Source organism: Nonomuraea sp. LP-02, assembly GCF_036289125.1.
In the GTDB taxonomy this organism is placed as follows: domain Bacteria; phylum Actinomycetota; class Actinomycetes; order Streptosporangiales; family Streptosporangiaceae; genus Nonomuraea; species Nonomuraea bangladeshensis.
Map to the genome: position 1 here is coordinate 9,063,047 of NZ_JAXCLK010000001.1, position 18,723 is coordinate 9,081,769.

The 18,723-nt window shown below is 69.4% G+C and carries 19 protein-coding genes, 2 tRNA genes and 1 riboswitch; of the genes, 15 read left to right on the forward strand and 6 right to left on the reverse strand.

Annotation, left to right across the window (positions count from 1 at the left end):
* Positions 1 to 26: 26 nt before the first annotated feature.
* Complete coding sequence (locus tag SMD20_RS42195; protein WP_329591988.1) at positions 27 to 1,259, reverse strand: GNAT family N-acetyltransferase; 1,233 nt, start codon at positions 1,257 to 1,259, stop codon at positions 27 to 29.
* Between the two features lie 118 nt (positions 1,260 to 1,377).
* On the opposite strand from SMD20_RS42195, the gene SMD20_RS42200 reads away from it, so the two are divergent.
* Complete coding sequence (locus tag SMD20_RS42200) at positions 1,378 to 2,493, forward strand: PP2C family protein-serine/threonine phosphatase (protein WP_329591990.1); 1,116 nt, start codon at positions 1,378 to 1,380, stop codon at positions 2,491 to 2,493.
* A 125-nt stretch (positions 2,494 to 2,618) separates the two neighbouring features.
* Here the strand turns inward: SMD20_RS42200 and SMD20_RS42205 are convergent, their stop codons facing one another.
* Positions 2,619 to 3,215 (reverse strand): response regulator transcription factor, encoded by a 597-nt coding sequence (locus SMD20_RS42205; RefSeq protein WP_329591991.1) that lies wholly within the window; start codon positions 3,213 to 3,215, stop codon positions 2,619 to 2,621.
* 146 nt (positions 3,216 to 3,361) lie between these two features.
* Between SMD20_RS42205 and SMD20_RS42210 the strand changes: the two genes are divergently transcribed.
* Positions 3,362 to 4,666, forward strand: coding sequence for a M50 family metallopeptidase (locus SMD20_RS42210; RefSeq protein WP_329591994.1), 1,305 nt, complete (start codon positions 3,362 to 3,364; stop codon positions 4,664 to 4,666).
* Between the two features lie 211 nt (positions 4,667 to 4,877).
* Here the strand turns inward: SMD20_RS42210 and SMD20_RS42215 are convergent.
* Positions 4,878 to 4,954, reverse strand: a tRNA-Pro gene (locus tag SMD20_RS42215).
* Between the two features lie 89 nt (positions 4,955 to 5,043).
* Here SMD20_RS42215 and SMD20_RS42220 point away from each other — a divergent pair.
* The 4 genes from SMD20_RS42220 (at position 5,044) to SMD20_RS42235 (ending at position 7,424) form a co-directional block, all read left to right on the forward strand.
* Positions 5,044 to 5,117 (forward strand) — tRNA-Gly (locus SMD20_RS42220).
* Between the two features lie 90 nt (positions 5,118 to 5,207).
* Positions 5,208 to 5,393, forward strand: coding sequence for a hypothetical protein (locus SMD20_RS42225; protein ID WP_329591996.1), 186 nt, complete (start codon positions 5,208 to 5,210; stop codon positions 5,391 to 5,393).
* A 45-nt stretch (positions 5,394 to 5,438) separates the two neighbouring features.
* The gene (locus SMD20_RS42230) at positions 5,439 to 6,071 is read left to right on the forward strand and encodes a uridine kinase (RefSeq protein ID WP_329591998.1); all 633 of its coding nucleotides are present in this window, start codon (positions 5,439 to 5,441) and stop codon (positions 6,069 to 6,071) included.
* Between the two features lie 42 nt (positions 6,072 to 6,113).
* Entirely contained in the window at positions 6,114 to 7,424 is a 1,311-nt protein-coding gene (locus SMD20_RS42235; RefSeq protein WP_329592000.1) for a TrpB-like pyridoxal phosphate-dependent enzyme, read from the forward strand.
* 48 nt (positions 7,425 to 7,472) lie between these two features.
* Here the strand turns inward: SMD20_RS42235 and SMD20_RS48530 are convergent, their stop codons facing one another.
* Positions 7,473 to 7,550 carry a 50S ribosomal protein bL37 gene (locus SMD20_RS48530; protein ID WP_371252575.1) on the reverse strand — a complete coding sequence of 26 codons (78 nt, stop codon included), beginning with the start codon at positions 7,548 to 7,550 and terminating at the stop codon, positions 7,473 to 7,475.
* A gap of 142 nt (positions 7,551 to 7,692) precedes the next feature.
* Here SMD20_RS48530 and SMD20_RS42240 point away from each other — a divergent pair, with 142 nt between their 5' ends.
* The 3 genes from SMD20_RS42240 to SMD20_RS42250 all read left to right on the forward strand — a co-directional run bounded on the left by SMD20_RS42240 (position 7,693) and on the right by SMD20_RS42250 (position 10,746).
* Complete coding sequence (locus SMD20_RS42240; protein WP_329592001.1) at positions 7,693 to 8,475, forward strand: DeoR/GlpR family DNA-binding transcription regulator; 783 nt, start codon at positions 7,693 to 7,695, stop codon at positions 8,473 to 8,475.
* Positions 8,472 to 9,551, forward strand: coding sequence for a galactose-1-phosphate uridylyltransferase (gene galT, locus SMD20_RS42245; protein WP_329592003.1), 1,080 nt, complete (start codon positions 8,472 to 8,474; stop codon positions 9,549 to 9,551). The genes SMD20_RS42240 and galT overlap by 4 nt, the downstream gene beginning before the upstream one ends.
* 68 nt (positions 9,552 to 9,619) lie before the next feature.
* A riboswitch (cyclic di-AMP (ydaO/yuaA leader) is annotated at positions 9,620 to 9,759 on the forward strand.
* 6 nt (positions 9,760 to 9,765) lie between these two features.
* Positions 9,766 to 10,746 (forward strand): coiled-coil domain-containing protein, encoded by a 981-nt coding sequence (locus SMD20_RS42250; protein WP_329592005.1) that lies wholly within the window; start codon positions 9,766 to 9,768, stop codon positions 10,744 to 10,746.
* Between the two features lie 23 nt (positions 10,747 to 10,769).
* Here the strand turns inward: SMD20_RS42250 and SMD20_RS42255 are convergent, their stop codons facing one another.
* Positions 10,770 to 11,603, reverse strand: a complete 834-nt coding sequence (locus tag SMD20_RS42255; protein WP_329592007.1) for a LuxR C-terminal-related transcriptional regulator — start codon at positions 11,601 to 11,603, stop codon at positions 10,770 to 10,772.
* Positions 11,604 to 11,796: 193 nt separating this feature from the next.
* Between SMD20_RS42255 and SMD20_RS42260 the strand changes: the two genes are divergently transcribed.
* A complete protein-coding gene (locus SMD20_RS42260; protein WP_329592009.1) occupies positions 11,797 to 12,297 on the forward strand; it encodes a DinB family protein in 501 nt (166 codons plus the stop codon).
* Between the two features lie 28 nt (positions 12,298 to 12,325).
* Here SMD20_RS42260 and SMD20_RS42265 read toward each other — a convergent pair whose 3' ends face one another.
* Positions 12,326 to 12,808, reverse strand: coding sequence for an ATP-binding protein (locus SMD20_RS42265; RefSeq protein WP_091093953.1), 483 nt, complete (start codon positions 12,806 to 12,808; stop codon positions 12,326 to 12,328).
* Between the two features lie 235 nt (positions 12,809 to 13,043).
* Here SMD20_RS42265 and SMD20_RS42270 point away from each other — a divergent pair, with 235 nt between their 5' ends.
* The 5 genes from SMD20_RS42270 to clpX all read left to right on the forward strand — a co-directional run bounded on the left by SMD20_RS42270 (position 13,044) and on the right by clpX (position 18,611).
* Complete coding sequence (locus tag SMD20_RS42270; RefSeq protein ID WP_329592013.1) at positions 13,044 to 13,910, forward strand: helix-turn-helix domain-containing protein; 867 nt, start codon at positions 13,044 to 13,046, stop codon at positions 13,908 to 13,910.
* A gap of 188 nt (positions 13,911 to 14,098) precedes the next feature.
* A complete protein-coding gene (gene tig / locus SMD20_RS42275; RefSeq protein WP_329592015.1) occupies positions 14,099 to 15,496 on the forward strand; it encodes a trigger factor in 1,398 nt (465 codons plus the stop codon).
* Between the two features lie 377 nt (positions 15,497 to 15,873).
* Entirely contained in the window at positions 15,874 to 16,506 is a 633-nt protein-coding gene (locus SMD20_RS42280; RefSeq protein ID WP_091093958.1) for a ClpP family protease, read from the forward strand.
* Between the two features lie 11 nt (positions 16,507 to 16,517).
* Positions 16,518 to 17,141, forward strand: coding sequence for an ATP-dependent Clp protease proteolytic subunit (locus tag SMD20_RS42285; RefSeq protein WP_329592018.1), 624 nt, complete (start codon positions 16,518 to 16,520; stop codon positions 17,139 to 17,141).
* 186 nt (positions 17,142 to 17,327) lie between these two features.
* Positions 17,328 to 18,611: an ATP-dependent Clp protease ATP-binding subunit ClpX gene (clpX, locus tag SMD20_RS42290; RefSeq protein ID WP_020542172.1), complete on the forward strand. Its 1,284-nt coding sequence runs from the start codon at positions 17,328 to 17,330 to the stop codon at positions 18,609 to 18,611.
* Positions 18,612 to 18,723: the final 112 nt, after the last annotated feature.

Sequence of the window (18,723 nt, forward strand, 5' to 3'; positions counted from 1 at the left end):
GAGCCCCGGCCCTCGGGAGAGGCGGCTCAGAAGGTCCGGCCCCCCCACGGCTTGGGGCTCCAGGACATCGCGGTGGCGAGCCCGCGCACCGCGCCCGGGGTGTGCTCGCGCAGCAGCCCCGCGCCGAGCATCGGGCCGAGCTGCCCGTCGCCCAGATACGCCGATCCCAGGGCCGCCACCGGCACCGTGAGGTCCGGCTCGTCCTCGACCTGCTTGCACTCCGCGCCCGACGGGTCGGCGGTGAGCCGCCAGCGGCCGGCGTTCCACGGGCACACGTCGTCGTCCACCTCGATCACCAGGTCCACCGGGGCGGCGTAGACGCGGGCGGCCAGCGCGCGGTCCACCTCGACCAGGCGTACCCACAGCTCGTCGCCCCAGGTCGCGCGGAGCTGGCGCGAGTCGGCCAGCAGCGCCTGGATCGGGTCGTCGACCGGGCGGCTGCCCGTCCGCAGCGTGCTCGCCAGGTCCCGGTCCAGCAGATGGCGCCACAGCAGCGCGTACGCCGCCGGATCGCTCGCCTCCAGATCGTAGAGCTGCACCTCGCCCTCCGGCAGCCCGGTCTCGTCCCAGGACGACTTGACCCGGAACAGCGCGTACCCGCGCACGCCACCGTCGTCCTCCGCCAGCACGCACCGCAGCGCGCCCATCCCGCGCTGGTCGGACTCGTCGTCGGCGAGGTTGCCGTCCCAGAAGGCGGCGTGCCGCTCGTACCGGCCGGGCCGGGCGGTCACCACGGCCGCGAACAGGGCCTCCAGCTCGGCCCGCACCTCGGCCGGAGAGGCCACCCTGATCCGCAGCGACGCGTCCACGGGCGCGTCCGCCACGAACGCCGCGGCGCGCTTGGCGATGCGGAAGGACAGCTGGCTCGCGGCCCGGCCGTAGCCGAAGCGGCCGTAGATGCCGGACTCGGAGGCGTACAGCGCGGCCACCGCCTCCCCCCGCTCGCGGATGTCGGCGAGCTGGCGGCGCATCATCTGTGACAGCACGCCGCGGCGCCGGTGCGAGGGCAGCACGCTCACGGACGTCACCCCGCCCACGGGCAGCAGCCGCCCGCCGGGAACGGCCATGCTGAGGCTGAGCACGGCGGTGGTGCCCACCATGACGTCGCCGTCGAAGACGGCCAGCGTCCGGTCGAACTCGGTCTCGGCCTTGAACCGCTCGGTCATCGCGGGCGGCGCGGTCCAGCCGAATCCCTCGCTCATGACGTTGACGTACGCCGCCCACTCGGGCTCGGCGATCGGACGGATGGGGAAGCTCATCCGTCCACGGTAGGAGCGGGCAAAGGGGGAGAGCCACCGAATATCCGCACGTAATGATCAAGGCCTTGGTCAAGTGGACTGCCCAAACGGGATGCGGACCGATACAGTCAGGCCCATCATGAGTTCCCGTCCGGCGCCGCTGATCCCGCCACGGGTCCGCGCCGCGCTGGCGCGGGTGCCCTTCCTCGTGTCCATTGTCCGCTTCGTCCGCAGAGGGCCGCTCGCCCGCGACCGCAATCTGCTCATCACCCTCTCCGTGCTCGCGCTGCTCATCGGGGTGCTGGCCAGCGAGGTCTCCACCGAGTGGTTCTCGCCGTCGCTGCTCATCCTCGTCACGCTGGTCGGCGGGTTGCAGCTGCGGCTGCGCAGCCTGGTCATGTTGCTCGTGGCCGTGGGCGCGGCGCTCGGCTACGTCGCGATCACGCTCGGCGCGGGCCGCGTCGGGGTGGGGCTCATGGTGACGATCGGGTTCACCACCGTGCTCGCCGTGCTCATGGCGCGCACCCGCGGCAAGCTCGGCGTGCAGGGGCTGCGCGGTGACGCGATGCTGCTGGAGCTGCGCGACCGGCTCAAGAGACAGGGCGAGCTGCCGCCGCTGCCCAAGGACTGGGGCGCCAAGGTGGTGCTCAAGCAGGCCGGCGGGTCCTCCTTCGGCGGCGACTTCCTCGTGTCCATGCGTGACGGCGACAGCGTCGAGATCGCCCTGGTCGACGTCTCCGGCAAGGGCGTGGACGCGGGCACCAGGGCGCTGCTGCTGTCGGGGACGTTCGGCGGCCTGCTCGGCTCGGTCGACGACTTCCTGCCCGCCTGCAACGCCTACCTGCACCGCCAGCGGGGCGACGAGGGCTTCGTGACCGCCGTCCACCTGCGCCTCGACCTCGCGACGGGCGACTACACGATCACCTCGGCCGGGCATCCGCCGGTGGTGAAGTTCGACGCCGGCACCGGGAACTGGCAGGTCGCCTCGGCCAAGGGCGTCGTGCTCGGCGTGGTGCCCGACCTGCACTGCGAGCCCGACAGCGGCACCCTGCGCAAGGGCGACGCGCTGCTGCTGTTCACCGACGGGCTCATCGAGCAGCCCGGCCGCGACATCGACGCCGGGCTCGACCGGCTGCTCGGCGAGGCCGAGCGGCTGCTGCCCTCCGGGTTCCGCGACGGCGCCCGCGCGCTGGTCAACGCCATGGCCTCGGGGCACAACGACGACTGCGCGCTGGTGCTCATCTGGCGGCCGTGACCGTGACGTTCGACACGGGTCAGGTCGTGAGAAGGGTCACTGGCACGCGGCTCGGGCCTGCTGCGATCCTCTGAGTGACCGGGGCACCGGCGGGGCGGCGCGGCTTCGCCGGCGCCCCGCCGTCCTCACAGCCATCCCGAATCGCTGGCGATGCGTACGGCATCGACGCGGTTGCGTGCGCCCGTCTTGCACATGATGCGCGACAGGTGGTTGCGTACCGTGCCCACCGACAGGAAGAGCTGATCGGCGATCTCCGTCGAGCGCGCGCCCCCGGCCGCGATGCGCAGCACGTCGAGCTCGCGCCGGGTGAGCGGGTTGCGCTCCCAGTGCAACGCGGCCACCGCCAGCTCCGCCTCGATGGCCGGCCGCCCCGCCGCCACCTGGCGGATCCCGTCGGCCAGGCGCTCCGGCGCCACCCGCAGGCTCATGAACCCCAGCGCCGGCCCCGCCAGCGCCCTGCGCACCTGACCGGGATCGGGCCGGGCGGACAGGATCAGCGTCCGGCAGGACGGCACCCGCCCGGCCAGCTCGGCCACCACGGGCGGTCCCGGCAGGTCGAGATCCACCACGGCCACGTCGGGGGCGCTCGCGCGGGCCGCGGCCGCCACCTCCTCGGCGTGCCCCACCTCGGCCACCACGCGCAGCCCCGGCTCGGCGTCGAGGGTCGCGAGCAGGCCGCGGCGCACCAAGGGCAGGTGCTCGGCAATCAGGATCCTGATCAAGACGTCCCCCTCCGTCGTCTCTCAGGGTGATCGTCCGGGTGCGTACTGTCAATGCCTGCCCAAAATGTCGCAAGCCCTTGAGGACCGGGGAAGTCGACTACCCTGAAGCTGTCTGGACCGTCCGCCTTGCCCTGGAGCGCGCATAGATGAACTGGCTCTATCTGGTGGGAATCATCCTCTTCCTGCTCGGGTTGATGTTCTCCATCGCGCTGCACGAGATCGGCCACCTCATCCCGGCCAAGCTCTTCGGGGTCAAGGTCACCCAATACATGGTCGGCTTCGGCTCCACCGCCTGGTCCAGGCGCAGGGGCGAGACCGAATACGGCATCAAGTGGATCCCGTTCGGCGGCTACATCCGCATGATCGGCATGCTGCCGCCGCGCCCCGGTGACGACCCGAACAAACTGCGCAACACCGCCACCGGCCCCTGGCAGGGCCTCATCGAGTCGGCCAGGGACGCCGCCCAGGAGGAGGTGCGGCCCGGCGACGAGAACCGCGTCTTTTACCGCAAGAAGTGGTGGCAGAAGATCATCATCATGTCCGGCGGGCCGCTGATGAACTTCGTGCTCGCGTTCGTCTTCTTCAGCATCCTGCTGGTCGGCATCGGCCTGCCCGCCTGGGCCCCGGTCGTCTCGCCCGAGACCTCCACCTGCGTGATCCCGGTCACCGAGCAGCGCAAGACCTGCCAGGCCGGCGACCAGCCCACCCCGGCCGCGCAGGCCGGGCTCAAGCCCGGCGACCGGATGGTCACCTTCGACGGCCAGAAGATCAACACGTGGGAGGACGCCACCCGGCTCATCCGCTCCCACGGCCCCGGCCCGGTGGAGCTCGGCGTCGTACGCGACGGCAAGCCGCTGACGCTCGACGTCACGCTCATCGCCCAGGACCGCCCCAACCTCCAGGACCCCAGCAAGATCGACAAGAACGTCGGCTTCCTCGGCGTCCTGCCCACCGAGGTCATGCAGCGCCAGAGCATAGGCGCGGTCGTCGGCTACATGGGCGAGCTGACCGGCCGCGTGGCGGGCTCCCTGCTCAACCTGCCGGACAAGATGGTCGGCGTCTGGCACGCGGCCTTCTCCGGCGAGAAGCGCGACCCCGAGGGCCCGGTCGGCGTCGTGGGCGCGGGCCGCATGGGCGGCGAGATCCTGGCCAGCGACCTGACCAACGAGAAGAAGATCGCCATCTTCGTCAACCTGCTGGCCGGCTTCAACCTGGCGATCGGCATGTTCAACCTCATCCCGCTGCTGCCCCTGGACGGCGGCCACATCGCCGGCGGGATCTGGGAGGGCATCAAGCGGGCGTACGCGAAGATCATGCGACGGCCGGAGCCGAAGTACGTGGACATCGCCAAGGTGCTGCCGCTGACGTACGCGATCGCGCTCGTCATGATGGTGATGGCCGGGCTCCTGGTCTACGCCGACCTGGTCAACCCGCTCACCCTGACCGGCTGACCCCTCCCGGCGGCGCCTTGCTCGGTCATGCACCGGGCCACCGGACTGGGACTTCAACCTCGGCTCGCTGGTCCCCGACCTTGACCAGGGTCACACCTGCGCCCGGAAGTATCTCCATGCGCCCATAGTCTGCCGATCTCCTGATGATCTCGTTACAGGAACGCCATCCACAGCAGAAGGCCCCTTCCGAAATCGGAAGGGGCCTTCGGGCTGGTCGGGGCGACAGGATTTGAACCTGCGACTTCTTGCTCCCAAAGCAAGCGCGCTGCCAAGCTGCGCCACGCCCCGCTTCGCCGAGTGCGCATGCGCCCCGGGACTCCGGTACGCTTACGCTCTGACGACCGGATGAAGTCTAGACCAGAGTTCGACCGGTTCGCGCGGACGTAGCTCAATGGTAGAGCCCTAGTCTTCCAAACTAGCTACGCGGGTTCGATTCCCGTCGTCCGCTCCAACAGGCGAAAGGCCAGGTCAGTCGCATGCGGCTGCCTGGCCTCGCCTTTTCGTGATCGACACGCCTGCGCGGCGGGAGTAGCGTCGCCTCATGACCTGGGTCGAGATCGTGCAGACGCTTGCCCTCGTGTCCGTGGCCATCACGCTGATCATGAGGGCGCGGCGGCGCGGCAGGACCACCCAGGACCACAGGCAGCTCCGTATGGGGATCATCCTGATGTTCGCCTGCTGGTTCGGCGGGATGCTGCTCGTGCGGATCACCGCCTGGACGGCCTGATCCAGGATCCACGGCTCCCGGGCGGGCGATCGTAAGCTGTGAAGGATGATGCGCGCGCGACCGATCTCCCGTGACGTCCTGGTCGAGGAGCTGGCCGAGCTGATCGCCGGCCGGCCGCGGGAGGAGTGGGTGCGGGTGGCCGTGGACGGCGCCCCCGCCGCGCGGCCGGAGGCGCTGGCCGACGAGCTGGTCGCGCCGCTGCGGTTGCGGGGGAGGCCGGTGCTGCGGGTGTCCGCCGGTGACTTCCTGCGTCCGGCGTCGCTGCGGCTGGAGCACGGCAGGACCGATCCCGACGCCTTCTACGAGGACTGGCTGGACGTCAAGGCGTTGCGGCGGGAGGTGCTGGAGCCGCTGGACGCGGGCGGGTCGGGGCGGGTGCTGCCGGCGCTGTGGGACAGCAGCGTGGACCGCGCCTATCGTTCGCCGTACGAGGAACTGCCGCCTGGCGGGGTGGCGCTGGTCGACGGGACGTTGCTGCTGGGGCACGGGCTGCCGTTCGACGTGAGCGTGCACGTGTGGCTGTCGCCGGGCGCGCTGAGCCGCGGCACGCCGGAGGAGGAGCGGTGGCGGCTGCCCGCGTACGAGCGCTACGAGCGCGAGGCCCGCCCCCAGCGGTGGGCCGACGTCGTCGTCAGGGCCGACCACCCCACCCGGCTGGCAGTGTTGATCGGTAGCTGAGAGTTACTGGATTGCCGTGCGTAACGGGCGCAGACTGAAACAGTGATCCCGAGCAACTGGTACAACATCGTTCCCGACCTGCCCGCTCCTCCGCCGCCACCGCTGCACCCGGCCACCCGCGAGCCCGTCGGGCCTGACGATCTGGCCCCGCTGTTCCCGATGGAGCTGATCGCGCAGGAGGTCGGCACCGAGCGGTTCGTCCCGATCCCGCAGGAGGTCATGGAGGTCTACCGGCTCTGGCGGCCGACGCCGCTGATCCGGGCCCGCCGCCTGGAACGGGCCCTCGGCACGCCGGCCAGGATCTACTACAAGTACGAGGGCGTCTCACCGGCCGGCTCCCACAAGCCGAACACCGCCGTGCCGCAGGCGTACTACAACGCCAAGGAAGGCGTCCGGCTGCTCACGACCGAGACCGGTGCGGGGCAGTGGGGATCGTCGCTGGCCTTCGCCTGCGCCCAGTTCGATCTGGAATGCCAGATCTGGATGGTTCGCGCCTCCTACGACCAGAAGCCCTACCGCCGCTCGCTCATGCAGCTGTACGGGGCGACGGTGCACGCCAGCCCGTCCCCGGTGACCGGCGCGGGCAGCAAGGTCCTGGCGGGCGACCCCGGCTCGCCCGGCAGCCTCGGCATCGCGATCAGCGAGGCCGTCGAGGTGGCGGCCGCGACCCCCGACGCCCGTTACGCGCTCGGCTCGGTGCTCAACCACGTGCTCATGCACCAGACGCTCATCGGCGAGGAGGCACTGGAACAGCTCCCTGAGCTGCCCGACCTGGTCATCGGCTGTACGGGCGGCGGCTCCAACTTCGCCGGGCTGATGTTCCCGTTCCTGCGCGAGAAGCTGGCGGGCCGCCTGGACACGGTGTTCCGCGCGGTGGAGCCGGCCGCCTGCCCGTCGTTCACCCGCGGCGTGTACGCCTACGACTTCGGCGACACCGCCGGCCTGACGCCGCTGCTCAAGATGCACACGCTGGGGCACTCGTTCGTGCCGGATCCGATCCACGCGGGCGGCCTGCGCTATCACGGCATGTCGCCGCTGCTGTCACACATGTACGACCTGGGCCTGTTCGAAGCCGTCACCCGCGCCCAGAGCGAGTGCTTCGAGGCCGGCGTCCGCTTCGCCCGTACCGAGGGCATCGTGCCGGCCCCCGAGCCCACGCACGCGCTGGCCGAGACGATCGCGGAGGCGTTGCGCTGCAAGGAGAGCGGCGAGGAGAAGGTCATCCTGACCGCGCTGTGCGGTCACGGGCACTTCGACCTCGCGGCCTACGACCGGCACCTGGGCGGCGAGCTGGAGGACTACACGCTGCCGCAGGAGCGCATCGACCAGGCGCTCACGGAGCTGCCGAGCTGATCATGAGGTGAGCGGGTGGCCGCGCGGCAGGCGGCCACCCGGTGGTTCCTATCGTGCGGTGGGGCGCTTGCCGTGGTTCGCCTTCTTCTTCTTGCGCGCCTTGCCTTTGCGTGCCCGCCTGGCCATGAAACTCGCCTCCCGCGATCGGGGTCCGACATGGATTCCCAACGTCCTCCCACCGCGCCGACCAGGCAAGTGCGCCTCGCGAACTAACATTTCCCACCATTGTCATGTCATAATTTGGTGGAATCTGTTGGAAGGGGCAAGGGTGCTCGCACAGCAGCGTCAGCAGGCGATCCTCGAACGCGTACGCAGCAACGGCGGCGTACGCGTGGCCGACCTCGTGCGCGAGCTCGGCGTCTCCGACATGACCATCCGCCGCGACCTCGAGGTGCTGGCCGAGCGCGGCCTGCTGGAGAAGGTGCACGGCGGCGCGACCGCACTCGGCCCCGGTTCGACCGAGGAGCCGGGCTTCACCGCCAAGTCCGCCCGCCAGCAGCCGGAGAAGCAGGCCATCGCGCGCCGCGCCGCGCAGCTCGTCCGGCCGGGCACCGCCGTCGCGCTGTCGGCGGGCACCACCACGTGGGCCCTCGCCCATCACCTGATCGCCGTTCCCGAGCTGACCGTGATCACCAACTCGATCCCCGTCGCCGACGTCTTCCACCGCAACCCGCGCGCCGACCGCACGGTGGTGCTGACCGGCGGCGTCCGTACGCCCTCGGACGCGCTGGTGGGCCCTGTCGCCGTGGCCGCGATCCGCCGCCTGCACGTGGACACGCTGTTCCTCGGCGTCCACGGCATGAGCGTCCGGGCCGGCTTCACCACGCCCAACCTGCTGGAGTCCGAGACCGACAGGGAGCTGGTGAGCGCCGCCGGCCGCCTGGTGGTGCCCGCCGACCACACCAAGTGGAACACGGTCGGCATCAGCACCATCGCCGAGCTGAGCGAGGCCGACGTGGTCATCAGCGACGCGGGGCTGCCGGAGGAAGCACGCACGGAGCTGGCCGATCGGGCCGGCGAACTCATCATCGCGGAAGAGGGCACGCTGTGAAGCGCACCATCACCCATCTGGCCGACGGCCGGGAGCTCATCTACTTCGACCGGAGGGACGACGCCGACCGGAGCGCGACCGACCGGCGTGAGCTCGGCCCCCGGCCGGTGGCCTCCGAGCTGCGCTACGACCCGCTGACCGAGGAGTGGATCGCGATGGCGGGGCACCGCCAGACGCGTACGTTCCAGCCCAAGGGCACGGCGGCCGAGTGCCCGCTGTGCCCGTCGGCGCCCGGCCGTGACACGGAGATCCCCGCGTACGACTACGACGTCGTGGTGTTCGAGAACCGTTTCCCGTCCTTCTCCGGAAATTTCGGTACGTATGAGGATGTGGGCGGCCTGAGCGAGGTCCGTCCCGGCGCCGGCCGCTGCGAGGTCGTCTGCTTCACCTCCGACCACGACGCCAGCTTCTCCCGCCTCTCCGACGACCAGGTCGAGCTGGTCATGGAGGCGTGGGCCGACCGCACCGCCGAGCTGTCCGCCGTCGAGGGCGTGGAGCAGGTGTTCTGCTTCGAGAACCGGGGCTCGGAGATCGGCATCACGCTCGCGCACCCGCACGGCCAGATCTACGCCTACCCGTACGTCACCCCGCGCACCAAGCTCAACCTCGGCGCGGCCTCCCGGCACAAGGGCCCCGGCAACCTGTTCGCCGACGTCCTCGCCGCCGAGCGCGCGGCGGGCACGCGGGTCGTGACCTCCAACGAGCACTGGACGGCGTTCGTGCCGGCCGCCGCGCGCTGGCCGTTCGAGGTGCACGTCTATCCGCATCGGCAGGTTCCGGACCTGCCGGCGCTGACGGAGGCGGAGCGGGCCGCGTTCGCGCCGCTCTACACGTCGGTGCTGCGGGCCTTCGACGGGCTGTTCGGGGTCGTGATGCCGTACATCGCGGCCTGGCACCAGGCGCCCGTGCGCGAGGGGCGGGACCTCGCCCACCTGCGGCTTGAGCTGTTCAGCGTCAGGCGGGCGCCGGAGAAGCTGAAGTACCTGGCCGGGTCGGAGTCGGCGATGGGCGCCTTCGTCAACGACGTGCTGCCGGAGGAAGCGGCACGCATGCTGCGATCACAACTTGATCACTAATAGATTTCTACTTAAGGTCGCATTACTTGTGATCTACCACTAATATCCCCATAAGCAACGGCGCTACCAGCCGTCGCACGCCTAATCCCGGGCGCGTCGCCCGGGAGCCGGGGACCCACCGCACCTGGGGTGAATCCACTTCGGTGGTAGGGACGCACTCTCACGCCCGAACCCGTCAGCTAACCCGGCCGGCAGAGGGAGAGGAACCCAGTACGTGGCGGCTTCGTCCCCCGTGCCCTTCGCCATCGGTCTCGTCACCGCCGCCGCCGTCCTCCTGTCGACGCCTTCCCCTGTGCAGGCGGCCCCTGCGCAGGCCCCCGCGCAGGCCGCCGCGCCGAAGCCGTCGGAGTCACAGCTCCGCGCCCAGCTCAAGCGGCTCAACACCAAGGTCGACAAGCTCATCGAGCAGTACAACCTCAAGCGCGTCGAGCTGGCCAAGGCACAGGAGGCCGCCGAGACCGCCAAGGAACGCCTGGCCACGGCCGAGCGTACGCTCGCCGCCTCCGAGCAGCGCGTCGCCGAGCTCGCCCGCCTCCGCTACCAGAACGGCAACCCCCCGGTGCCGGGCTTCATGCTGGACGGCGCCAGCGCGGCCGTGCTCGAGCAGCTCACCGCCGAGCAGCAGGCGCTGGTGCAGGGCGTGGCCACGGCCCGCGACGAGAAGAAGAAGGCCGCCACCGAGGCCGAGGCGCTGGCGGTCAAGATCCGCGCGGACGCCGCCTCGGTCGCCGAGCAGCGCGACGAGGCCGAGGACGTCATCGACGACATCAAGGACAAGCTGGCCGACCTGGTCCCGTACGGCACCGGCCGCAACTCCGACGGCAGCTGGGCCCCCGAGCTGCCGTCCGGCTCGGACAACATCACCGCGCGCACCCGGCTCATGCGCGAGCAGGTGACGAAGAACTTCGCGCTGCCGTTCTCGGTGGGCTGCTTCCGCTCCGGCTCCAGCGGCGAGCACCCGCTCGGCCGCGCCTGCGACTTCATGATGAGCTCAGGCGGCACCATGCCCAGCGCGGCCGACAACGCCCTCGGCGACCGCATCGCCGCCTGGGCCCTGCAGAACCAGAGCAAACTGGGCGTCAAGTACGTGATCTGGAAGCAGCGCATCAACTCGGGCTCCGGCTGGCGCGCGATGTCCGACCGCGGCAGCGTCACCGAGAACCACTACGACCACGTCCACATCTCCATGAACTGAGGACGCGCACGACGAGCCAAGGGTCAGGACTGCTCAGAGGCCCGTGGGACGAGCAGGCCCCGGTTGAACGCCTCGGTGACGGCGGCGGCCCGGTCTCCGACGCCTAGTTTGGTGTAGATGTTCAGCAGGTGGCTCTTGACCGTGGCCTCGGTGATGAACAACCGGGCGGCCGCCTCACGGTTGGTGTTCCCGGCCGCCACGAGACCCAGGACCTCCAGCTCCCGCTGGCTGAGCAGTTGCGGCGCGGGTGTCCTGACCCGGTTCATCAGCCGTGCCGCCACCGAAGGGGAAAGGACGCTCTCGCCCTTGGCGGCGGCCCGGGCACCGCGCAGCAGGTCCTCCCGGGGAGCGTCCTTGAGCAGGTAGCCGGTCGCGCCCGCCTCGATGGCCGGCAGTACGTGGGTGTCGGTGTCGTAGGTGGTCAGAACCAGTACGCGCGCGGTGACGCCGAGCCTGGCCAGCTCGGTGATCGCGTACCTGGTCTTCGCCTTGTCCGCCAGGCCGAGGCCGTCCAGCAGGGCGCGCCAGTCGGCGGGCCGGGGATAGAAGGAGCTGTAGAGCTTCAGTGCCTCGGCGACCTGCAGCCGCTCGGGCAGGTGGCCGGCCTGCAACTGGACGCCGAGTCGCCGGGTCAGCTCGGCGCGGTCCCGGAGGGGGTCGAGCCCCAGCACCTTGATCTCACCGCGATCCGGCACGCGGAGGCCCTCGACGCACTCCACGGTCGTCGTCTTGCCGGCGCCGTTCGGGCCGAGGATGCCGAAGATCTCACCCTCCCGGACGGTGAGCGAGACGTCGTCGACCGCGATCTTGTCGTCATAACGTTTGTGGAGGTTGCGTACCTCGATCACTGGTGGCATGCGCGCGTCCTTCCGGGCTCGGCCCGTCGGCGATTGACGCGTTCAGCCTGCTACGGCCCGTGCTTCTGCCGACACCGGCCAGTGGACGGGACCTGGCCGCCGGACGGTGGGGTCGCCGGCTCAACCGATCGGTGGATCGACGCGCTCGTCCCGACGGCAGGCGGTCCCGGGACGCTCGATAGGGTCGGGGCTCATGGAAGACCCCCGCACTCCGCCGCCGCTGACCGGCGACGAGCGCACCGTGCTCGGCAACTGGCTCGAATGGCACCGCGCCACCCTCGCGGTCAAGTGCGCCGGCCTGACCGACGAGCAGTTGCGCCTGCGCAGCGCCGAACCCTCCGGGCTGTCCCTGCTCGGCCTGGTCCGTCACATGGCGAACGTCGAGCGCGCATGGTTCCGCCGGGTGCTCGCCGGCGAGGACGTCCCCAAGCTGTGGGACAAGGACCGCGACATCGACGCCGACTTCAAGGAAGTGGACGCCGCGTCGGTGGAGGAGGCGTTCGACACCTGGCGGGACGAGATCGAGCGCGCCCGCGCCATCTCGGCCGCGAGGCCGCTGGACGCCGTGGGGAAGCGCAGCGGCGACGACTGCTCGCACCGCTGGATCCTCGTCCACATGATCGAGGAGTACGCCCGGCACAACGGCCACGCCGATCTCCTGCGCGAACGCATCGACGGCGCCACGGGCGAGTGACCACGGGCGAGTGATCAGAAGAAGGCGGTCAGGGCTCGGTGCGGAAGAGCGCCCACACGGCCTTGCCGCCGCGGGCCAGCCGGTCCCAGCCCCAGCTCTGGCTGTAGGTCTCGACGATGTAGAGGCCGCGGCCGTTCTCGGAGATGAAGTCGGGCTCCTTGCGCCGCGGCACCTCGTCGCTGGGGTCGGCCACGGCCAGCAGCACGTGGGGGCTGACCCGCATGAGCAGCAGCTCGATCTCGCGCCGCCCCGAGGATCGCATCGCGTACCTGACCGCGTTCGTCACCAGCTCGGAGACCACGAGCGCGGCGTCGTCGCTCAGGTCGTGCAGGCCCCAGCCCCGGAGGGTGGAGCGGGTGACGTCCCTGGCGGTCTTCACCGAGTCGGCCTGGAAGGGCAACGGGCACGAGGTGGTGTACGGCTTGCCGCCGCGACCAGTGAGCAACTGATCGAAGCCGACCTCGCGGGTGATCTGGAGGCAGTCGGCAGTGGCCAGAGGGTCCTCTACCATCCCGCCAATACCTCCCCGTAAAGCCTTGGTTAGTGCATGTTTGGCCCAATATGCACTAAGCCATCATGGGTCACGACGGCTGCGGCTGCAAGACCCAAATGCACGTGCAGCTGCAATGTGCAGCCGCAAGCGGCGTTTTCCCCGGTCGACACGGCGAATCGGACACCCGGTTGGGACCTTGTCATAGCAGCCAATGTGGTGTCACTGTGTGGTGCGGACCTTGATAGGAGGCAAAGTGACGCAGAACCAGCCGGGTTCCGGGCCGACGGCGCTGCGCATCCTCCTGGGCTCCCAACTGCGCAAGCTCAGGGAAGCGAAGAACGTCACCCGCGAGGAGGCGGGCCACCTCATCCGTGGCTCCGAATCCAAGATCAGCCGCATGGAGCTGGGCCGGGTGGGGTTCAAAGAGCGTGACGTGGCGGACCTGCTGACCCTGTACGGGGTCGTCGACCAGCAGGCCCGCTCCGCCGTGCTCGACCTGGTCGCCACCGCCAACGAGCCGGGCTGGTGGCACCGGTTCAACGATGTCCTGCCCACGTGGTTCCAGGCGTACGTCGGCCTTGAAGAGGCCGCCACCAGGATCAGGACCTACGAGGTCCAGTTCGTGCCAGGACTGCTGCAGACCAAGGAGTACGCCAGGGCTGTGGTGACCGCCGGGACGGCGGGCATCGGAGCGGAGGAGATCGCCAGGAGGGTCGATCTCCGTCTGGAGCGCCAGAGGATCTTCGAAAGGCCGGACGGGCCCGTCTTCTGGGCGGTGATCGACGAGGCGGCGCTACGCCGCCCGATCGGCGGCGCCGAGGTGATGAAGGCTCAGCTCGAGCACCTCATCGACCTCATGCGCCAGCCGAGCATCACGATCCAGATCATGCCCTTCAGCTTCGGCGGGCACAGCGCGGAGGGCGGGGCGTTCAGCGTCCTGCGCTTCCCCGACCCCGACCTGCCGGACGTCGTGTACGTCGAGCAACTCGCCAGCGCCCTCTACCTGGACAAGCGCGAGGACGTGGACCGGTACACCGAGGTCATGGAGCGGCTCTGCGCCGTCAGCACCACGCCGGACGAGACGATCGAGCTGCTGAGGAAGATCGCGGACGAGTTCTGACGGCATGCGGACGTCGTTGTGACCGCCGGGACGTCGTTGTTGGGTATGCATCTGCCCTAGACTGGACACCCGGCGTTGGATGCCGCCGAGGCGGAGCATGCCCAACACCGCACATGTGGGCGCGGCGCGTGAGCCGACCGAATGGACGCGCCCGCGATCACTCGTAGCTTGATCAAGGAGACCATTCCGTGAAGACCGCTGTCGAGGAGCTCAGCCCGACCCGGGTCAAGCTCACTGTCGAGGTGCCGTTCGACGAGCTGCGCCCGAGCATGGATGCGGCGTACAAGAAGGTCGCGCAGCAGGTGCGCGTCCCCGGGTTCCGGCCTGGCAAGGTTCCGGCCCGCATCATCGAGCAGCGCTTCGGCCGGGCGGTCGTCCTGGAGGAGACCCTCAACGACGCCGTGCCCAAGCTGTACGGCCAGGCCGTCGACGAGGCCGACGTGTTCCCGGTCAGCCAGCCTGACATCGAGGTCACGAAGATCGACGACGGTGAGCAGATCGAGTTCACCGCCGAGGTCGACGTCCGGCCCAACTTCGACGTGCCCGACTACCAGGGCATCGAGGTCACCGTCGACTCCGCCGAGGTCACCGACGAGGACGTCGACCGCCAGCTCGACTCGCTGCGCCAGCGCTTCGCGACGCTGACCGGCGTCGAGCGCGCCGCCACCGCGGGCGACTACGTCGTGATGGACCTGCGCGCCGAGATCGACGGCAAGAACATCGAGGAGCAGGCCGCCAGCGAGGTGTCCTACGAGGTCGGCGCGGGCTCCGTGCTCCAGGGCCTCGACGACGCCCTGGAGGGCATGTCCGCCGGCGACGAGAAGAGCTTCACGACCGAGCTGGTCGGCGGCGAGAACGCCGGCGAGCAGGCCGACGTCATCATCAACGTCAAGTCGGTCAAGGAGAAGGTGCTGCCCGAGCTCGACGACGAGTTCGCCCAGCTCGCCAGCGAGTTCGACACGCTCGACGAGCTCAAGGCCAGCATCCGCGAGCAGGCCCGCCGCAACAAGCTGATCGACCAGGTCGTCCAGTCCCGCGAGAAGGCCCTCGACGCGCTGCTCGACCAGCTCGACCTCCCGCTGCCCGACAGCGCGCTCAAGGCCGAGATCGACGCCCGCAAGCACAACCTCGACCACCAGGTGGCCGAGAGCGGGCTGAGCCGCGACGCCTTCTTCCGCCTCTACCAGACGACGGAGGAGGAGCGCTTCGAGGAGTTCGAGAAGAACTCCGCCCGCGCGCTCAAGGTCGGCTTCGTGCTCGACAAGATCGCCAAGTCCGAGGAGCTGGGCGTCTCCGAGCAGGAGCTGACCAACTTCGTCGTGCGCCGCGCCATGGAGATGGGCGTCCAGCCCAACGAGCTGGCCAAGCACCTGGCCGACAACGACCAGCTCACGCTGGCCATGGTCGAGATCGTCCGCGACAAGGCCAAGTCCGTGATCGGTGACGCCGCCAAGGTCGTCGACACCGATGGCAACGAGGTGGACCTCAAGGCCATCTACACCGAGATCAACGGCGAGGCCCCCGTCGAGGAGGAGGCCGCCGCCGAGGACGGCACCACCGAGGGCAAGGACAAGGGCGAGGCGTAACCCTCACCCCGCGCCCTCACCGGCACTTCGCAGGAGCCCCCGGACCTTCCGTCCGGGGGCTCCGCCGTTTTCCGCGAGGCGCGGCTTCCCGGCCCGGCCGCAACCGCTTCGGAGGGGCTGAGACGCCCGCCACAGGGCGCGGGGCGTCCCGGCCCTTGGCGAAGCGCCGTCACGGCCCTTGGCCACGCGTCCCGCCCTCTCAGGGCGCTTCAGGGACATCCCGCCCCGCGCTCTCGCAGGAGCCCGTTTCTCCCCGCGCGGGCGCCGGGACATGCGCCGTCAGCGAACAGTCCGGCAGAGCGGGCATGACCTGTGGGCGGCGCGCGTTAAGGTCACAAGCAAAGCCAATCGATTACGACGCATCGGAAGGTGACGCTGTGACCAGCCCGCCGACCTTCTATCAGCCTGAGTCTCGAGGCCGTGAGAACGGCTCCGCCTTCCGGCTTGAGGACCAGCTTTACCAGCGCCTGCTCCGGGAGCGGATCATCGTGCTCGGGCAGGAGGTCAACGACGAGATCGCCAACCGCATCTGCGCTGAGCTGCTGCTGCTCGCGGCCGACGACCCCAGCCGCGACATCACGCTTTACATCAACTCGCCGGGTGGCTCGGTGAGTGCCGGCATGGCCATCTACGACATGATGGAATACGTGCCGAACGACGTCTCCACCGTGGTCATGGGCATGGCGGCCTCCATGGGCCAGTTCCTGCTCACCGCGGGCGCCAGGGGCAAGCGCTACGCCCTGCCGCACGCGCGGGTCATGATGCACCAGCCGTCGGGCGGCATCGGCGGCACCGCCGCCGACATCGCCATCCAGGCCGAGCAGATGCTCTACGTGAAGAAGACGCTGGCCGAGCGCATCGCCTTCCACACGGGGCAGTCGCTCGACCAGATCGAGTCCGACTCCGACCGCGACCGCTGGTTCACCGCCGAGGAGGCCAAGGACTACGGCTTCATCGACCACGTGGTCCGCAGCGCGCGACAGGTGCCCTCGGCCGGGCCCGTCTCCTAGGGGGAGCTGACATGAACATCGAAAGCCGTTACGTTCTCCCCTCCTTCGTCGAGCGCACGTCGTACGGCGTGAAGGAGATGAACCCTTACAACAAGCTCTTCGAGGACCGCATCATCTTCCTCGGAGTGCAGATCGACGACGCGTCGGCCAACGACGTGATGGCCCAGCTGCTCACGCTGGAGTCGCTCGACCCCGACCGTGACATCAGCATCTACATCAACTCGCCGGGCGGTTCGTTCACCGCCATGACGGCGATCTACGACACGATGCAGTTCGTCCGGCCGGAGATCCAGACCGTCTGCCTCGGCCAGGCCGCCTCCGCGGCGGCCGTGCTGCTGGCCGGCGGCACCCCGGGCAAGCGCTTCGCGCTGCCCAACGCCCGGGTGCTGATCCACCAGCCGTCCACCGAGGGCGGCGGCCAGGGCAGCGACATCGAGATCCAGGCCCGCGAGATCCTCCGCATGCGCACGCTGCTGGAGGACATCGTGGCCAGGCACACCGGTAAGGCCTCCGCCGAAGTCCGTAAGGACATCGAACGCGACAAAATTCTCAACGCGGACGAGGCAAAGGCGTATGGTCTGATCGACGACATCATCCCGTCCAGGAAGAAGCGAGCTCAGGCCGTGGCTTCCTAGACGGGACGTGACGCACCGGAGCGCTGCCCAATAGGGCACGTTCCGGTGCGACTCGCCGCTAGGGGGCTCACTGAGGGCCCAGAAGACGGTAACGTCGAAACCTGAGCGGTTCGGCCAAGTCCGGAGGATGTCCGGAGACACTGCTCTCGCGAGAGCAGGGCGGTCCCACGCAAAGGAGTATCTGGGGTGGCACGCATCGGCGACGGGGGAGACCTGCTGAAGTGCTCTTTCTGCGGAAAGAGCCAGAAGCAAGTCAAGAAGCTCATTGCCGGTCCAGGCGTCTACATCTGCGATGAGTGCATCGATCTCTGCAACGAGATCATCGAGGAGGAGCTCTCGGAGTCCTCCGAGCTCAAGTGGGACAACCTGCCCAAGCCGAGGGAGATCTACGAGTTCCTCGACGCCTACGTCATCGGTCAGGACAAGGCGAAGAAGGCGCTCTCGGTGGCGGTCTACAACCACTACAAGCGGGTGCAGTCGGGCGACCGGGGCAGAGACGACGGCCTGGAGCTGGCCAAGAGCAACATCTTGTTGCTCGGGCCCACCGGCTCGGGCAAGACGCTGCTGGCGCAGACCCTGGCGAAGATGCTCAACGTGCCCTTCGCCATCGCCGACGCCACGGCCCTCACCGAGGCCGGCTACGTCGGCGAGGACGTCGAGAACATCCTCCTCAAGCTGATCCAGGCCGCCGACTACGACGTCAAGAAGGCCGAGACCGGCATCATCTACATCGACGAGGTCGACAAGATCGCCCGCAAGAGCGAAAACCCGTCGATCACGCGCGACGTCTCCGGCGAGGGCGTGCAGCAGGCGCTGCTCAAGATACTGGAGGGCACCACGGCATCGGTGCCTCCGCAGGGCGGCCGCAAGCACCCGCACCAGGAGTTCATCCAGATCGACACCACCAACGTGCTGTTCATCTGCGGCGGTGCGTTCGCGGGCCTCGAAAAGATCATCGAGTCGCGCATCGGCAAGAAGGGCATCGGCTTCAACGCGATCATCCGGTCCAAGGAAGAGATCGACACCGCCGATATCTTCGCCGACGTCATGCCGGAGGACCTGCTGAAGTTCGGCATGATCCCCGAGTTCGTCGGCCGCCTGCCGGTCATCACCTCGGTCCACAATCTCGACCGCGAGGCGCTCATCCAGATCCTCACCGAGCCGCGCAACGCGCTGGTGAAGCAATACCGCAAGCTCCTGGAGCTCGACGGTGTGGAGCTGGAGTTCACCGACGGCGCCCTGGAGGCCATCGCCGACCAGGCGATTCTGCGCGGCACCGGCGCCCGCGGCCTGCGCGCCATCCTGGAGGAGGTGCTCCAGTCCGTCATGTACGAAGTGCCCTCCCGCCAGGACGTCGCCCGCGTCGTCATCACCCGCGAGTCGGTGCTGGAGCACGCGATCCCGACGCTCGTCCCGCGCGACCAGCTCGCCGTCAAGCAGCAGCGCACGCCGCGCGAGAAGTCTGCCTGACCCGGCCCGCACCGTTCACGCCCGAGCGCCCCGTGGCAGCACGCCACGCGGGCGCTTTCGGCACTTCGGCCCCATTTCCATCCCGCATTCGAGCAAGCGAGGCGTTTTCCGC

Excerpts from the sequence above, each read along its gene's own strand:
- SMD20_RS42195 (WP_329591988.1), bottom strand. The coding sequence starts at position 1,259 with ATGAGCTTCCCCATCCGTCCGATCGCCGAGCCCGAGTGGGCGGCGTAC.
- SMD20_RS42200 (WP_329591990.1), top strand. The coding sequence starts at position 1,378 with ATGAGTTCCCGTCCGGCGCCGCTGATCCCGCCACGGGTCCGCGCCGCG.
- SMD20_RS42210 (WP_329591994.1), top strand. The coding sequence starts at position 3,362 with ATGAACTGGCTCTATCTGGTGGGAATCATCCTCTTCCTGCTCGGGTTG.
- SMD20_RS42225 (WP_329591996.1), top strand. The coding sequence starts at position 5,208 with ATGACCTGGGTCGAGATCGTGCAGACGCTTGCCCTCGTGTCCGTGGCC.
- SMD20_RS42230 (WP_329591998.1), top strand. The coding sequence starts at position 5,439 with ATGATGCGCGCGCGACCGATCTCCCGTGACGTCCTGGTCGAGGAGCTG.
- SMD20_RS48530 (WP_371252575.1), bottom strand. The coding sequence starts at position 7,550 with ATGGCCAGGCGGGCACGCAAAGGCAAGGCGCGCAAGAAGAAGAAGGCG.
- SMD20_RS42255 (WP_329592007.1), bottom strand. The coding sequence starts at position 11,603 with ATGCCACCAGTGATCGAGGTACGCAACCTCCACAAACGTTATGACGAC.
- SMD20_RS42260 (WP_329592009.1), top strand. The coding sequence starts at position 11,797 with ATGGAAGACCCCCGCACTCCGCCGCCGCTGACCGGCGACGAGCGCACC.
- SMD20_RS42265 (WP_091093953.1), bottom strand. The coding sequence starts at position 12,808 with ATGGTAGAGGACCCTCTGGCCACTGCCGACTGCCTCCAGATCACCCGC.
- SMD20_RS42285 (WP_329592018.1), top strand. The coding sequence starts at position 16,518 with ATGAACATCGAAAGCCGTTACGTTCTCCCCTCCTTCGTCGAGCGCACG.